Origin of the sequence: Paraburkholderia aromaticivorans (assembly GCF_012689525.1) — a bacterium.
GTDB classification, from domain to species: domain Bacteria; phylum Pseudomonadota; class Gammaproteobacteria; order Burkholderiales; family Burkholderiaceae; genus Paraburkholderia; species Paraburkholderia aromaticivorans_A.
Genome location: NZ_CP051514.1, coordinates 1,869,112 through 1,884,628 on the forward strand (window position 1 = coordinate 1,869,112; position 15,517 = coordinate 1,884,628).

General features: G+C 61.2%; 12 protein-coding genes and 5 pseudogenes. 6 read left to right on the top strand and 11 right to left on the bottom strand.

Annotated features, from left to right (window positions below):
• Window positions 1-25 precede the first annotated feature (25 nt).
• Window positions 26-1,000, top strand: coding sequence for a helix-turn-helix domain-containing protein (locus HF916_RS08780; protein WP_168788538.1), 975 nt, complete (start codon window positions 26-28; stop codon window positions 998-1,000).
• A gap of 113 nt (window positions 1,001-1,113) precedes the next feature.
• On the opposite strand, the gene HF916_RS08785 is transcribed toward HF916_RS08780, so the two are convergent.
• The 3 genes and pseudogenes from HF916_RS08785 to HF916_RS08795 form a co-directional block, all read right to left on the bottom strand.
• Window positions 1,114-1,335 (bottom strand): hypothetical protein, encoded by a 222-nt coding sequence (locus HF916_RS08785; protein ID WP_168788539.1) that lies wholly within the window; start codon window positions 1,333-1,335, stop codon window positions 1,114-1,116.
• Between the two features lie 97 nt (window positions 1,336-1,432).
• Window positions 1,433-1,977, bottom strand: a pseudogene (locus HF916_RS08790) (GntR family transcriptional regulator); the annotation flags it as partial.
• A 220-nt stretch (window positions 1,978-2,197) separates the two neighbouring features.
• A complete protein-coding gene (locus HF916_RS08795; protein ID WP_168787361.1) occupies window positions 2,198-3,175 on the bottom strand; it encodes an IS5 family transposase in 978 nt (325 codons plus the stop codon).
• A 459-nt stretch (window positions 3,176-3,634) separates the two neighbouring features.
• Here HF916_RS08795 and HF916_RS08800 point away from each other — a divergent pair, with 459 nt between their 5' ends.
• Window positions 3,635-4,945, top strand: coding sequence for a tryptophan leader peptide (locus HF916_RS08800; protein ID WP_168788540.1), 1,311 nt, complete (start codon window positions 3,635-3,637; stop codon window positions 4,943-4,945).
• Window positions 4,946-5,175: 230 nt separating this feature from the next.
• A pseudogene (locus tag HF916_RS08805) lies at window positions 5,176-5,406 on the top strand (ferritin-like domain-containing protein); the annotation flags it as partial.
• A gap of 47 nt (window positions 5,407-5,453) precedes the next feature.
• On the opposite strand, the pseudogene HF916_RS08810 reads toward HF916_RS08805, so the two are convergent.
• Window positions 5,454-5,654, bottom strand: a pseudogene (locus tag HF916_RS08810) (3-keto-5-aminohexanoate cleavage protein); the annotation flags it as partial.
• Window positions 5,655-5,903: 249 nt separating this feature from the next.
• Between HF916_RS08810 and HF916_RS08815 the strand changes: the two are divergent.
• Both HF916_RS08815 and HF916_RS08820 read left to right on the top strand, forming a co-directional pair.
• Window positions 5,904-6,710: an N-acyl amino acid synthase FeeM domain-containing protein gene (locus HF916_RS08815; RefSeq protein WP_168788541.1), complete on the top strand. Its 807-nt coding sequence runs from the start codon at window positions 5,904-5,906 to the stop codon at window positions 6,708-6,710.
• Window positions 6,711-6,840: 130 nt separating this feature from the next.
• The gene (locus HF916_RS08820) at window positions 6,841-9,786 is read left to right on the top strand and encodes an EAL domain-containing protein (protein ID WP_168788542.1); all 2,946 of its coding nucleotides are present in this window, start codon (window positions 6,841-6,843) and stop codon (window positions 9,784-9,786) included.
• Between the two features lie 619 nt (window positions 9,787-10,405).
• Here the strand turns inward: HF916_RS08820 and istB are convergent.
• The 4 genes from istB to HF916_RS50735 are packed head-to-tail and all read right to left on the bottom strand — an operon-like array spanning window position 10,406 to window position 13,525.
• Window positions 10,406-11,197: an IS21-like element helper ATPase IstB gene (gene istB / locus HF916_RS08825; RefSeq protein WP_206001714.1), complete on the bottom strand. Its 792-nt coding sequence runs from the start codon at window positions 11,195-11,197 to the stop codon at window positions 10,406-10,408.
• On the bottom strand, window positions 11,184-12,662 hold the full coding sequence (gene istA / locus HF916_RS08830) for an IS21 family transposase (RefSeq protein ID WP_168787653.1): 1,479 nt from the start codon (window positions 12,660-12,662) through the stop codon (window positions 11,184-11,186). Before istA ends, istB begins: the two co-directional genes overlap by 14 nt.
• Window positions 12,655-13,053, bottom strand: coding sequence for a hypothetical protein (locus HF916_RS08835; RefSeq protein WP_168787652.1), 399 nt, complete (start codon window positions 13,051-13,053; stop codon window positions 12,655-12,657). Before HF916_RS08835 ends, istA begins: the two co-directional genes overlap by 8 nt.
• Window positions 13,025-13,525 (bottom strand): hypothetical protein, encoded by a 501-nt coding sequence (locus HF916_RS50735; RefSeq protein ID WP_240975187.1) that lies wholly within the window; start codon window positions 13,523-13,525, stop codon window positions 13,025-13,027. The genes HF916_RS08835 and HF916_RS50735 overlap by 29 nt, the downstream gene beginning before the upstream one ends.
• A gap of 223 nt (window positions 13,526-13,748) precedes the next feature.
• Between HF916_RS50735 and HF916_RS08845 the strand changes: the two are divergent.
• Window positions 13,749-14,078 (top strand): annotated as a pseudogene (locus HF916_RS08845) (ABC transporter permease); the annotation flags it as partial.
• A 75-nt stretch (window positions 14,079-14,153) separates the two neighbouring features.
• Here HF916_RS08845 and HF916_RS08850 read toward each other — a convergent pair.
• From HF916_RS08850 to HF916_RS08860, 3 genes and pseudogenes are all read right to left on the bottom strand, one after another.
• Window positions 14,154-14,420, bottom strand: a pseudogene (locus HF916_RS08850) (SfnB family sulfur acquisition oxidoreductase); the annotation flags it as partial.
• A gap of 6 nt (window positions 14,421-14,426) precedes the next feature.
• Window positions 14,427-14,849 (bottom strand): DUF6691 family protein, encoded by a 423-nt coding sequence (locus tag HF916_RS08855; RefSeq protein ID WP_168788543.1) that lies wholly within the window; start codon window positions 14,847-14,849, stop codon window positions 14,427-14,429.
• Window positions 14,846-15,292 (bottom strand): YeeE/YedE family protein, encoded by a 447-nt coding sequence (locus HF916_RS08860; protein WP_168788544.1) that lies wholly within the window; start codon window positions 15,290-15,292, stop codon window positions 14,846-14,848. Before HF916_RS08860 ends, HF916_RS08855 begins: the two co-directional genes overlap by 4 nt.
• Window positions 15,293-15,517 lie beyond the last annotated feature (225 nt).

Below are 15,517 nucleotides of genomic sequence, written 5' to 3' on the forward strand. Positions count from 1 at the left end.
AGGCAATTCATTTGCGCTTTCGGCCATGAAACCAGCCTATGAGCACGTCGAGTTTGGCAAGGACTGTTCAGTCCGGGTTTACCATCGGCGGCTCCCGCGTATTCCGTTCGAATGGCATCACCATCCGGAGTACGAGTTAACGCTGACGATGAACAGTCATGGCAAGCGCTACATCGGCGACTCGGTCAACGAGTATGAAGCTGAGGATCTCGTCCTCGTGCCACCGGATTTACCGCACACATGGGCGTCGAATCGTTCGATCGAGCCGTCATTGCCGCAGGTCGCCATCGTTATCTGGTTCGACGGTGAATGGGCACGGCGTATGGCGGATTGTTGCCGCGAATACGAACCGCTGCGCAAGCTGTTACGCAGGGCCGCGTGTGGGCTGGCCTTTGAGCCACCTGCGGGTAACTGGATGCGCGGCCGCCTCTCGCAATTGCTATCGAACGTGGCGCGCGACCGCCTGAGTACAGCGCTCGATATTCTCTGCACCCTCGCCGATGCGCCAGGCCACCCGCTCGCCTCGCCGAGTGCCTTCCATCAGGCGAACATGGGCCCATCCGGCCACGAACCCGAGCAGATCAACCGTGTCCTTTCGATGATCGACGCGCGCTTTGCCGAACCGCTGCGGCTCTCAGAACTTTGTGCCGCGGCCAGCCTGTCGGAACGCACGCTCACACGTTACTTCGTTCAACATATTGGTGAGAGCGTGGGGCGCTATATCGCCCGCGTTCGAATCGGCCACGCGTGCCGGATGCTGGCTGACACGTCCCTGCCCATTGCCGTCATCGCCGCCCGTTCGGGCTTTGCGAATGTCGCCAATTTCAATCGGCAGTTCAAGGCCGCGAAGGAAGCGACGCCGGCTGAATATCGGCGGCAGTTCACGGCTGCGGGTTCTCCGGATCAGGACGCGGCGGCTCGCTTGACCGAACGGTCTCCTTCACTGCAAAGGAAGCGAAAATCAGCCGGTGGGCGAAACGACGAAGAGGCCGCTTTCTAGTACTGCACGTAATTAGGCGAGCAAAATCCGCTTGCGCTGCGAGTGCGCTAATCAACGCACTCCCGCGTGCCCAAATTCCTGCGGACATTCGCTTGCTCGTACGGACGACGCAGTTAAAGTTCAAGAAGCGCCACAGCCAGTTCCCGCAGCCGTTTCCCCACAAACCGCGCTGCCTTGGAAAGCGGCCTTTGCCGGGTGAATCCCAGGGAAATTGTGCGTTTGATCGCCGGTTTCTCGATACGAACACCCTTCAGCACCCCGGCATGCTGCTCTTCCCTGATGGCGGGCACGGGCAGGATTGTTAGCGCATGGCCACTGACTGTAACGTCCTTCATGGCCTGAGCGTATCGACCTCCATCACAATGTTCAGTGAAATGCCCTGTTCGCGAGACAGATGGTCCAGTGTCGAATGCAGGCCGTTGGGCGTCGATGGGAAGCGAGTGCGAGAAAGATGCCATGCGCGGCGTCGTTCGTGACCAGCAACGTATCCGCCGAAGCCGGCATGCCCAGCGACGCGAGCCACGCAATTCCCGCCTGCCGATGGTGCTCGAAGCCCGCGATGGGTCGGAACGCGCGAATCCATGGCTGGTCGTCGAGCGTGGACAGCGTCGCGCACACCTTGCGCCACATGGCGTCGTGCTCCGCCGTATGAATGATGCGTGCGATCGAAAAGTCGACCACCGAGCGCTCGGCGGTGTCCAGCATATAGCTCGACATGGTCTCGGTGACGCGCCTCGCCACGAAGCTGCCGCGTCCCACCTCGCAGCGGATCAGCCCTTGCCGCTCCAGCTCTTTATAAGCGTTCGTGACCGTTGCACGCTGATTGACAGTTCTGCAGCGACGTCACGCTGCGGCAGCCGCGCGCCGGCCGGCAACGACTCGCTTTCGATGTCGCCTGCGATCGCCTTGACCAGCCGCTTGTATTTCGATTCCACGCCGTGCACCGCGCGCACGGCTTCCCGCCACTGCTCGATCACCGTTGCCCTCCGCGAATTTCGGGTCTGCATTAACGCACTCCCCTGATATTGCCGCCACATAGAGCATGGAAAGTATTGTCCTAGGGCTACGCTGAAGAAGCCAGCGTTTTCGCCAACAGCTTGTCGCTGAATTTCGGAATGCGAGATCAGCGACCCGACTGGTTCGATTTTCTGGCCCTGAAGGGCCTTGCAAGCGGGTCTCTCGACCCACTTTGGCTACTCATGGACGCAGCTGTGCCATCAGCCGCGTGCGGCTCATGTAGATGTTGGCCAGCGCGAGTGTGGTAAAGGCGCGCGTGGCGTTCTTCGCGAGGCCGCGATAGCGCACCTTGCCGAACCCCCACAGCCGCTTGACCACCGCAAAGACGTGTTCGACCCGGGCACGAATCTTCGACTTGCTGCGGTTTTTCGAGCGCCTGGCTTCATCGACTTCACCACTGCGATTGCGCACACGCTGGTTGGTGAAGTCCTTGGCTTTCGGCGCCTTGCTGGCGATGAGTTCCTTCTGGCTCGCATAGGCGCTGTCACCGTACACACGCTGCTCGCCGCCATGCAGCAGCGCCGGCAGCGGATGCTTGTCGTGCACGTTCGCCGCTGTCACTACCGCGCTGTGTGCCAGACCCGTCTGGCTATCCACACCGATGTGCAACTTCATGCCGAAGTACCACTGCTGGCCCTTCCTCGTCTGATGCATTTCGGGATCTCGCGCCTTGTCCGCATTCTTTGTGGAACTCGGCGCACCGATGATGGTGGCATCCACGATGGTGCCGCTGCCTACCTTCAGTCCGCGCCCTTGCAGTACCTCGCCGACCTTGGCGAACAATTGCTCGCCGAGCTTGTTGCGCTCCAGCAGCCGCCGGAACTTCAAGAGCGTCGTACCATCAGGAACGCGCTCGCGCCCCAGGTCAATGCCGACGAATCGCCGCAATGCGGTGCTATCCAGCAGCGCTTCCTCGCAGGCTTCATCGGCCAGGTTGAACCAGTGCTGCAGAAAGTGCATGCGCAGCATGCGCTCCAGACCCACTGGCGGGCGACCGCCCTGACCCTTCGGATAGTACGGCTCGACAACCTCGCACAACTGCGCCCACGGCACGATCTGCTCCATCGTCTCAAGGAACACATCGCGTTTGGTTGGCCGACGGTACTGTTCAAATCCGGCGCCTTGATCGGCCGCCATCGCAAGGGTCTGTTGTTTCATGCACATCTAACGATTGAGCGACCAATGCCGTTGACCTTTTTCAGCGTAGCCCTAGTACATTAACGAGAAAAAACTGGCTACGTATTTGTCCAGGTGACGAGGTAAAACGGGCTCGTCAGCTTGATGCGGCTTTCGGTGCCGCGCCCGCAACAACGGCCATGAAGGATGCGCCTGAAAGATGAGCGTCTGAGGGAGCCGGGCGCGGGAGGTTTTGTTTCACACGAGACAGCCGGTAGCATGGACCGTACACACGAACGGCGTCGTGCTTCGCAATTGCGTAACCCGATTCGCACTCTTCGTGCGACCTTTCTTGCTGCTCCGTCACTCTGTCGCCTTGTCCTTTCGCCAGGGAGCGGGCGGAAAAAGCCTTGTTTTTGGCGGCACCAGTTCAGTGATCGGCGGCCGAGTGTGCAAGTATCGTTGCCGAAGCGCACACCACATCCCTTTGCGAGGTTCAGGATGGTTTGGAGACTCTGGAAAACCGAGAAGCGGCAAGATGGGACGCAAAGCTGGCCCAGCGATACGAATCAGTCGATAAAGCAGCTTCTGGGCATGTACCTCAGCAGCGATGCAGCACCGTTCGCAGGCTGGGCCGCACCCGGCATCACATTCACGCCAGATGTCGAACCGGTCCTGCGAAACGGAGTCCGCGGATATCAGCTCGCCCTCTGGTTCTGGCTCTTTGCCGAGAAGCACGGCACCATCGCGGCACGAATGGTACGTGAGTCCTTCTGCCTGTTCGCTGAGGAGGCGCAACCGTCATCCGGTGACAGGATTGATGCGCTCCTCGACTTCGAAAATCGCCTTGCGCATTCTATCGAGGGAATTTCCTCCGGGGAGCGCACGTTCCGTCTGGAAAGCCTGCCGGTAGAGCTGCCGATGGAATTCTTTCTGGCCACGGGTTTCCTCCGACTCGCACCCGAGTCTCCTTATGCCGGAGTAAATGAGAGCGCCAGTCTGCAAGGCAATGACTACAAGCTCGCTGACTGCTTTCGCCACGCAACCGGGGAGGCGCTAGCAGTGTTCCGGGCGATGATAGACAAGGTCGACTTTGACGCGAAATCGCTATCCAACTGGAAATGGAGCGCCCATCCCGGTGCTGCCGAGCGACATCTGCAACGACGCCACAGCAATCCCCTGTTTCCCCTGCACCGCCAGATGGTGACGGCTCATGAGGTCTATGAAGGGCGTCTTGCCGACACCCAGGCCCTTCACGAAATCAGCAACGAGCTTGGTGAGCTCAGCCACTCGTTCGCCCAAACGACCGAACTGCCGCTGAACTGGCAGTCGTTCCTCGACGGATATCGGGACTACGTCGACCGGCTCGATGAACGCCGCCTCGCGGCGGGTGGGCAGAACGCGCCGCTCGGTGACGCCATTGCAAGACTCCGCACTGACATCCTCACGACCTGGCGCACTTCGCTTCACAGAAACCGGCACAGCCTTGCCACACTGGATCAGGAAGAAGCGCAAAGGGCCGAGCGACGCGCGCTTCTTTACGGATGCGACTGGACCGCACAGCTTCTAAGTAGCGGCTCTCTGATACCGCCGGAAGAGGTCGTCCCTGCCCTTCTGAGTGAGTCCCCGGCTGAGCTGGAAAGGGTGGTGACCGCCCTTCAGGCCGAACCCCGACTGCATGAGACGCTTGTGCATTGTCGTGCAACCGCGCATCGACTTGACAACGAATCCCGCTCGGGCGGCCGCAATATTCCTGACATCGGTGACAAGCTCCGTATTCTTGACGGTCCGCCCGGACAGGTGCCGGCCTGACGTCGCCCGCTTCACGTGCAAGGCTCTGCGCTCCGCTATCGCCAGGTTCTGCAGGGAAAGTACGTCCCCTCGCCGCCGGACGACGCAAATGGGTACATTCGAACTAACGCTTTGCGAGATTGCCTTGCGGGACTACATTGAATCCGTATCCGTCGAGACAATATGGCGCGATAAGAGCGGCGAATCGCGGAATGTGTCTGCCGCGGTGACATAAAAGGAGATACCAATATATCTCGTCGATCCTCCGCGAATCGCTGCAAGCCGAGAACCTCGCGCTGGCGCTTTATCGCGAACTGCTCGCGCTAGTCGAGGACCGGTCCGTCGCACTCGAGGAGTTCGCCCGTCAGATGATTCATGTCGAAGAGATGCACGCGGGCGAAGTCGACAAGATGCTGCGCCGCCCTGGAGAAGTGACGACGTCGACCGAACGCCAGGCGGCCAATCCTGATCAACCGGATTAAGGCGGCATGCGCGCGGCACGCCAGGCACGTTGGCGCGTCCCGTCGGCCTATCTGGCTGGAAGATCCAGCATTCGACACGCTTGGGCAGCGCTCGCCACCGTCCGGGCATATTTGCCGCACAATGAAGCCGTGCGCGTAACCAGTTGCGCATGACTCTTCGCCAGCGTGTCCTTATCCCAGCGCACATTGTCTTGCAGACCCGTGCGGCAGCGACCGCTCAGTTCGAGAGTCCACGGATTGACTTCGAGTATTGAGCCAATTTTGCCTCAGGCGCACCTCCGCGCTCACCACCACGGTTAGACCGGAGATTCAGGATTTCTGGTGTCGAATTTTTTCGGAACCCAAAGGATAGGTTTCTTTTTAAACTCGGCTCCGCGAATTTTGCCGGCTATCCATATCACCCCGTTTGCGTTCATGAGAATCTAGTTTGTCGCGTAGGAGCGGTTCTACCGCTTTGAAAGCGACAAACTTTTTTCCCACTCACCTACGGGGTTGAAATGGACCGCATCGATTCAGTCGTTTTGCAGCAAAATACGGGTTACACGTCACTCGGAGAACCCTTTAATCATCGCATCGTAAAGAAAACCGAGAGGTTGCCGTTTACGATAAAGGTGGTAAGCAACCTGGCGGACCTCGACAAGGCCGTCGAGATGCGTCGCGCCGCCTATCGGCGCCACCTGCCGGAATTCGCCGAGACCATGGGCGTCGAGGCGTTGGATGGCGCGCCCGGCACGGTCGTGCTGCTCGCGCAGTCACGGCTGGATGGCGGCCCGCTCGGCACCATGCGGGTGCAGACAAATGCATTCGGTCCGCTTGCAGTCGAACAATCGGTCCGCCTGCCTGACTGGTTGAGCGAGGCGCGTCTCGCCGAGGCGACGCGCCTCGGCGTCGCGCGCGGTGGGATCGGGCGGATGGTAAAGGTGGCGCTGTGCAAGGCGTATTACATGTATTGCGCGCAGAACGGGGTCGACTGGATGTTAATTACCGCGCGTTCACCGCTGGATCGCGAATACGAAGCAATGCTCTTCGGCGACGTATACGGCCAGAACGAATTCCTGCCAATGGCGCACGTTGGCGGGATGCCGCATCGGGTGATGGCGAAACCGGTTGCTTTAGTCCGTCAGCGCTGGGCGAAGGTCAACCATCCGTTCTTCGGATTCTTTTTCGAAACGGATCACCTCGACATCGACGTCAGCGTCGCATCAGAGCAGCGTGAGGCTGGCCATGGCACCGATTGCCGCAGCCTGCCGGGCAGCCTGCCGGGCAGCGTCCCGGATCGTCCGCGAGCGCTGAGCGAAGCGTAAAGCAAAGCGTCCGCCCGAGGGGATCCGGGCGGACGACAGGTCGGTGGCGTCAGCGCAGTCCTGCTTTCGCCGCCGACTACCGCAGTATCGAAATGAAGTCGAGAATGAAGTCATTGGGGAAGGGCAGCAAATGACACGCGTGAAGTGGACGTTTCGGGACCGACTGACCGGCTGGGCTTTCCAGCGGTTTTCAGTATACGTAGCGCCATTTGTGATTGTGCTTGGCAGCGTCGCGGTCATGCTTTGGGCGCCGCGTCAGTTCGATACAACGGGAACAGTCACGCTCAGCTTTCCTGTGATTGCGGATCCGTCGGCAACACTGTCACCCGCCGCCGCCATCGCCCGCCTGCGCGATACCGCGCCCACCACACGTTTCAGCACCCATCTCGCGGAAACGCCATTCTGGTTCCTGCTCACGGCGCCTGCCCTGGCGACCGACGGCGCCACGTTCATCGACCTGCCGTCGCGGCACGCCGAGACGTTATCCTGCTGGCGGACAGCTCCCGACCTTTCGCTGCTCGGCGCGGGCGACCGCCACGGCACGAGCGGCGAGATGCGCTTTAACAAGGCCGGCTTTACGCTCGGCCTCGACGAGCATGTCTCCCATTCGCAAATCCTGTGCCGGGGCACCTTTTCCGGGCCCGCGTATATCACGGCCTCCGCATCGGCGCGTGACAAGCTCGAAGTAACAACCCTCGATTTCCACGAGAGCGCGTCGCTGATCACCGGCGGCCTGCTGACGCTGGCGATTTTCGTGTTCGTTACCGCAATCATCAATCGCGAATGGACTTACGTGATTTTTGCCGCATGGCTGGTCGGCAACCTTCGCTTGAGCGCCAACGCAATGGGCTTCGATACCGAATGGATGGGCTGGCTCATCCCACCCGACCATATCGCGCTCTTACGAGAATTCACGTTCGCCGCCTATTACGTGCTGACCACGACGCTCTTCGTAGAACTGTTTCGCCGCGAGCTGAAAGCCATCGGCCTGCGCTGGAGCTTGCACGCCGTCCGGTATGGCGGCGTCGTGCTGATGGTCGCCGCCTTCACGCTGAACTACGCGCACTTCATTCCGGTGCTGTGGGTAAGCGCCAGTTTCTGCATACTGGTGCTGACCTATTTCCTCGTGCAGTTGTTCATCAAGGCGCGCTCGCGCACGGTGCTCTGGTATGTCGCTTCGATGGCAATCGTGCTGCTCGCAACGTTGTCGCAAGTGCTCGCCGCCGCTTTCGGCGTGAAAGCATTGGCAAGCGCGTTCACCCCCGTAGTGACAGCGCTGTCATCGAGCATGCTTTGCGCGTTTGCGATTGCGGAACGCATGCGCGAAGAGCGCGAACGCCGCCGCCAAATGCAGGTCGAACTGCGCAACACGTACGACGTCACGCCGATCGGCCTTTTCACGCTGAACGGGGAAAACTGCTTCGTCCGCGCCAATCCCGCACTGCACTCGATGCTGGGCTTGTCCCCTCAGCACGACGGCATGCATCGCTGGGCCGACTATTTTGCCCCGGGCGCCGAGCGCGTCCTTGGTGAACTCCTCGCGCGCGAGGACTCGGCGTCGATCGAGATTGAGGGCGCAGCCGGCACGGAGACCGACACGCGGCGTTACTCACTGCGGGCGATTCGCGCGAACAGCTTCATCGAAGGCTCGCTCGAGGATGTGACGGACCGCTCGAAAGCAGTGGAGCGGCTGCACTTTTTGGCCGAACACGACCCCCTCACCGGTCTCCTGAACCGTCGCGGCATCGAGCATGCAATCGGCCGGCAATGTGACGAAAGCGGCCCGTGGGCACTTGCGTATCTCGACCTCGACCGCTTCAAGCTGTTCAACGACCTGTTCGGCCACGGAACCGGCGACGAAATATTGCGCCATGTCGCCACGCGCCTCGTCGAGCGCCTTGGCTCGCACATCCCGATTGGGCGCATCGGTGGTGACGAATTCGTGTGCGTACTCGCGAACATGGCCATCGACGATGCCATCGCGCGCTGCCGGGAACTCGTCTCGGCGTTGAACGCCGCGCCATTTCAGGTCGGCACACGAGCGTTTCAGGTCCGGGGATCGATCGGCGTGGTCGAGTGCTCGCAAGGTGAACGGGTACCGGACGCCCTCGCCTTTGCCGACCGCGCGTGTCGCGCCGCCAAGCGCGGCGGCAATGCGCGGCTTGTCGCGCTGCGCAAGGGAGCGCAAGCCTTCGAGGAGCGCGCCGCCGAGATCAATCTGATCGAGGCGCTGGGACAGAGCCGGCTGCCCGAGGGGCTTTTCCTCGTCATGCAACCCATCATGTCGATGCGCGCACCATCAGAAGCCCTTGACTTCGAAGTGCTGCTGCGGCTGCGCGCGCCGGACGGCTCGGTGACGACAGCCGCGAAAGTGATCGCCGCCGCCGAGGACTCCGGCACGATCATTCAGATCGACCGCTGGGTGCTCTCGACGACGCTTGCCTGGCTTAGCGAAAACCGCGCGGCTCTCCCCAACACCAGCTTCGTCTGCGTGAACCTGAGCGGGGGGTCGCTCAACGACGAACTCTTTCTCGACGAGCTATTCACCCTGTTCTCGCGTCACAAGGACGTCATCCATTACCTGTGCATCGAAATCACCGAAAGCGTCGCGCTGCACGATCTCGAGAATACAGAGCGATTCATCGCGCGCGTGCACGACATGGGCGCAAAAATCGCGATCGACGATTTCGGCGCGGGTCAGACATCCTTACGTTATCTGAAGAAGCTGTCGGCCGATGCATTAAAGATCGACGGCGAGTTTGTGCGCACGATGTGTAACCACCCGGCCGACATCGCGATCGTCGAGGCAATCATCGGCCTCGCACGCAATCTCGGCATGCGCAGTATTGCGGAATGGGTGGAAGACCTCGAAACCTTACGCGCGCTGAATGAACTGGGCGTCGACTATGTGCAGGGCTTTGCGATCGCGAAACCGCAAGAGGCCAGCGACATTCTCGCGGCATCTTCCGCCGCCAGCTTCGTGACTAACGCCGAGCTCACGCGCTATCTGGAGGCAGAGCACACTCCGCAAGCCGGCGATGGCCACGAGCGCATGGAGCGCGAAAACGCAGTCTGATGCGGTTGACTGTGCCCCAGCCGCTAGCGCAGCCGCATCGTTCGCCGCTCCGCGTATCGGATCGCGGCCTCGTGCGTTGCTTTCCGGGGAAGTGTTCTCGCGTATTCGATCCGCCTCCATCCACGCTTCGTAAAGTGCTGAGGGCTACGAGTTTGGCAGGCGCGGGCGGGCGTCAAACGAGCGGGTCAAGCAGCCGAACTTGCGATCCTGTCGCTCCAATCCTGGACGAGCACCAGCACGCCGAATACTGCTCGTGTCACGCGATCGTTGTCTAGCCTACCGACGCACTCTCACGTTGCGCATGCCCTCAACTCTTCCACACGCGCGGATAGCCTTGCCTCGCGCTGGCTGGGACGTGTCGCGCCAGGGCTGGGTGGACTCGTCGGCATCGTCGCCATATGGTGGCTGGCGGTTGATCTTCTCGCCGGACCCGGCACGCTGGCCGCGCAGTTTTCTCCGGCGCGCGCAGTGGCAACGCTGCCGTCACTCTTCACCGACGATCGCCTCGCCGTCCACATTGCCACCAGCCTGCGGCGCATCGCCATCGGTCTCCTCTTGTCAGGAGCGGCGCGAATGTCACGCAAAACGGACGGTTTGAAACTCACTATGCTGAAGACGGTCAAGCGGCAGGATCAGGGTCGATCTGGTCTTTCATCCGATAGCTTTTGCCTTCGATGACGACAGTCTCGGCGTGATGAAGGATGCGATCGAGCAACGCGGAGGTGAGCGTGGTGTCGTGGTTGAAGATCTCAGCCCAGTGTTTAAAGGCACGATTGGAGTTGATGATGGTTGCGCTCTTTTCATATCGTTGACTGATGATCTGGAACAGCGCGTCGGCACCCTGTTTATCGATGGGTAAATATCCCAGTTCATCGACAATAAGCAGGCGCGGTTTGACGTAGCGGCGCAATTCGCGTTTGAGGCCGCCATGCGCATAGGCGGCGTTCACCGAGTTAATGATATCCACCGCGTTAGCGAAGAGCACCGGGTAGCCGCGCAGGCACGCGGTATGTCCGAGCGCAATACTCAGGTGACTCTTGCCGAGCCCGACGCCGCCGAGGAAGATCACGTTAGCCGACTCTTCGATGAAGTTCAGCCGGAACAGGTTCTGGATCTGCAGCCGGTTGATGTGGGTGGGCCAGCTCCATTCGAACTGGTCGAGCGTCTTGAGTATCGGGAAACGGGCCAGGGCGATGCGCCGGGCGATACTACGATCCTCGCGACGATGCGCTTCGCCCTCGATCAGGTGGGCCAGATAGTCGACATGCGACCAGTGCTGCGCGCCCGCGTCGCCAGCCAGTGCCTCGTAATGTTGCAGCACGTAGCTCAGGTGTAGTTCCGTGAGTTGTGCAGGCAACGTATCGATGGCGGGTTTGCGCTGGTGCATGGTGGTGTGTTCAGCTTTCGTCATGGGGCTCCTCCGGTCCGTAGTGCGAGAGATCCGGTTGCGCGAGTTCGATGTCCAGCAGATCCTGATGGCGGACCAGGTGCAGCGCGCCGACTTCGGGAATCTGCCGGGCTTTCATCTCCAGAATGTTGGCGATGTACTCGCAACTGAAGGCGTGAAACGCAAGCCCATCACGCATGGCACGCCCGACCGCCTCGACGCCGTAGATCTCGCTTAATGCGATGATCTTTCGCACGTGCTGTCGCGCATTGGTACGTCGTTGATCGAGTCCGTCGTAATAGGCCTGGGCATGCGGGCCCAGTTTCAGGAACTGCATCATCAGCCGCTGTTCCCGGGCATTGCGGCGTTGTGCGAGCAGTGCCTTGGGATGTTCGGGATCCTCAATATCCTGATGGCGATCGTAGCTTCGCACATGTCGGGCGATCAGCTGGTTGTCGTGGTAGATGCAGACCCGCTCGGGATATGCCTTGAGCGTCACACGCGCACTCGCATACCGGGCCGGCACGGAATAATGGTTGGTGTCCAGCGCCACGCGAAACTGCTTGCTGGCACGCACCGTCACAATGCGTGCGACATCGTAGGCTGATGGATTCAGCGGTTTCAGATGCGCCTGCTCGGCTGCAAACAGATCGACGGGGCGCTGGTGCGTCTCACCGTGTATACGCACATTGGCGATGGTCTCGAGCCAGAGCTGGGCCGCGGGGTTGATCGCGCTGAACCCGGCGAGCTCAAGCCCGTTGAGGAGATTTTTCTTGACGTAACCTACACCATTTTCGACCCGTCCTTTTTCGTTGCCTTTTCCTACATTGCAGGCCACGATGTCGAATCCCCAGTGACGCGCCGCATCCAGATAGCGCGGATTGAACACCGGCGCCTCGCCCACCAGGCGCTGCAGTACCGCTGACTTCAGATTGTCCACCATCACCCTGGCCGGGCAACCATGGAAGGCTGCGAACGCGTGCTCATGGCATGCGAGGAAGTGCTCCATCGTCTGCGACACGGTGAATTCGACATACATCAGGCGGCTATAGCACAGCACCATGACGAAGAACGACAGTCGCCGGCGCGTCGAGCCCACATCAATCGTGCCGTATTCGCCCCAATCAATCTGGGCACACTCCCCGGGAGTGAAGGCAAGTTTCAGGAACGCCTCGTGTCGCGGTGGGCGGATTGCGCTCACATAGTCGCGCACAATCGTGTAGCCGCCTTCGAAGCCCGCTTCGCGCAGGCGCTGGAAGACCTGCTGAACGCTATACGGATGCGCATCGAGCCAGCGAACCACCTGCGCCTTGAACGGATCGAGCCGGCTCGCGCGCCGTGGCGAGCGGCGCGGCTGATACGCGCCCGCCCTGATCCATTTCGCCACCGTTTGCGCATGCAGCCCGAGCGCGCGCGCCGTCTGCGTGATCGTCAGATGCTGCCGGTCATGGCAGTCGCGGATCCTGCAGTACGTCTCGTAATCAAGCATGGCGTTTGCCCAGCGCCGCGTGCAGCCGCTCCAGATGGGTCGCCACGTCGGCTTGAGCAGGCGCGGGCGGCGCCGACTCCGGCGGCGGTGTATCGAGCGCCAGCACCTGATACAGCGGCCTTTGCCAGGCGATCAGGCCGATACGCACCAGATCGCTGCGCGCCATCGACAGGCGCGCCGGGGCCATCGACAGCCGCTGCGCAAGCGACGTGTCCGCGTAGTAGCTCAGGCCCTGGGCATCAGCAACGGTGACCAGAAACAGGTACAGCGCGGCAGCACAGGCGTCACAGCGCTCGATATACCGCTCGCGCACCAGCCGGTGATCGATCCAGCTGAACTGCGCCGGAACCTGCCGGATCCGCTCAGGGCAGATGACCCGCTTGATCACCATGCTCGCGTCTCCCGCTCAGAATGTCCTGTCCCAGTTGTAGCAGGCGCCGGGTGCTCAGCGCGATGTCTTCTTGTAACGCACTGTCAGTCAGATGGGCGATCAACCCAATCAGCACGGCGGGTTGCGCCGACAGGACATCTTGTAACGCATCGCCCGTTAAGAATGGCGATTCCTCTTTTGTTTCAATGGCTTGCACGCAGGAGTCATCTTGTAACGCACCGCCCTCCCGCACACCTGAACGCCGCCAGTATCCTGGATGCTGTTCGCGCCAGCGCTGCACCCGCGCGACGTTTTGCGGGCCGCGGAAGTAGTCCTGATTCTCAGATTGGGAAAGCCACTGGCGCTGACTGGCCGCCTTGCTCGCCTGACGGCACGCGAGGGCGCTGCAATACCGCTGGTGTCTGACGTTGCGCGGGTCCGGGCGGAACAACGCTCCGCAACCGGAACACTGCCGTTGTCGTTGGCGTTTCATGATCGGCCCCCTTGCGCCGATCATGCGCCACCACCCGCGAGCAACCTTAACCGGTTGATCCCGACAAACGGGACCAATAAAGGAAGAAAACGCCTAGGATGAACGAAGAAAATGCGCAAGAAGAGTCACGTCCTTGATAAATAGACGAACCCGAAGAAAACCAGCGAAGAGGTGGATTTCAGACCGACAGATTTAAACGACTTTCAGAACGCCAATGACACCGATCGACAGGCGCTGGTTGCAGCTCGGCGAAAGTCTCGCCGCTACGCGCCGCGAAATGCTCTGGCACGTGTACGTTCCCGGCATCGCTGCGCATGTGCTGACCGGCGTGCGGCTCGCCATCGGCATCTTGTGGATCGTACTGGTGCCGGCGGAGATGCTGGGTGTGAGCTCAGGCCTTGGCTATCTGATTCTCGATACTCGCGACCGTCTCGCGTATTCAGAGTTGACGGCGGTCATTCTGGTGATCGGTGCGCTTGGGTTTCTTCTCGACTTCGCGGCACGTCTTGCTTACCGGCATTTCGGCTCGGGCCGCGTCGAGCAGGAACGATAGCGCGGCCGTTTTTATATCACCTCCGCTGTCTGCTGCCGCAAATCCGCTGCCGCGTACGCGCGAGGCCAGTCCAACTCACAAGGCGCCATGTCGCGGCGGCAGCTTGCCGTTGAGATAAAAGTTGCCCACGGCGTGATACCTCCAGCGCACCGGGTCGTGCAGCGTGTGAGTGCGCGCGTTGCGCCAGAAACGGTCGAGGCCAAGACCGTCAAGTGTCGCAGCTGTGCCGGCGAGTTCGAATAGACGCGAACCGGCATCTAGCGAAACGGTCGTGGTGAGCGCGCGCGCTTCGGCCACGGCGATCGACGCCTCCGCTACCGTTCGCTCGGTGGGCTGCGCCTGAATGTGCTAACGCCGACTCGCCACAAGCTCGTACAGCCACCACCCCGCCAGCATGGCCGGCAAGAAATAGAGCGCCTCTGTATCGGGCGCCGCCAGCAGTGCGATCGCCGGACCAGGACAATAGCCCGAGAGCCCCCAGCCCACGCCGAAAATCGTGGCGCCCCCAATCAGATGGAGGTCGATCGCCTTTGCCTTTGGCAAATCGAAAGACGGTGCCAGCAGCGGCGAACTCCGCCGCAGGACGAAATGGAAGCCCACGGCGGCGAGCGCGACCGCGCTGCCCAGCACCAGTAACAAGCTGGGATCCCAGGACCCAGCCACATCCAGAAAGCCAAGCACCTTCTGCGGACGCGTCATTCCTGCAAGCGCAAGCCCCGCGCCGAACAGGAGTCCGCACACGAGGCTGGCCAGGTGGCGCTGCAGCTTCATTGGAACCCCAACACGTGGCGTACCACATAGGTCGTCACGATGCCTGTCGCGAGAAAGGTCAACGTCGCGACAATCGATCGCGGCGAGAGACGAGCAATGCCACATACGCCGTGCCCGCTCGTGCAACCACGCGCGAGGGCCGTGCCGAAACCCACTGCGAGGCCCCCGGCGACCAGCAATCCTCGTGGGAAAGCGGGTCTTGCGCGCGGTATAACGCCGCCGTATCCAGCGCGGGCGGCGAGCCAATAGTAAAGCCAAGCCCCGCCGACGAGCCCGACGAGGAACAGCGCGCGCCACGCAAGCCCACTGCGATCGCGCGACATGAGCCCCCGCGCGATGCCGCTGACACCGGCAATCCGGCCATTGAACCAGAGCAGCAGCGTGGCTGAGAGCCCAATCAGGAGACCGCCGCCCAGCGCGCTATAGGGTGTGAAAGATTCCATTGGGGTCGAGCGTTCCCTGAAGCGGGTGGCCACCTTAACAAAGTACCATGCGAACGCCGCCTGCGGCCGATCGATCCATTGTCCCGTCACCGGAAGCGCTAGAACTGCTTGCCGAAGCCGATTCCGACCACGTTCTCTTCAAGGCTGACATTTGCGTCGCCGCCGCCAAACGACACGGGAATGGAGTTGTCTCCATTGAGCGTCTTCTTGAAAGCGTGACCATGG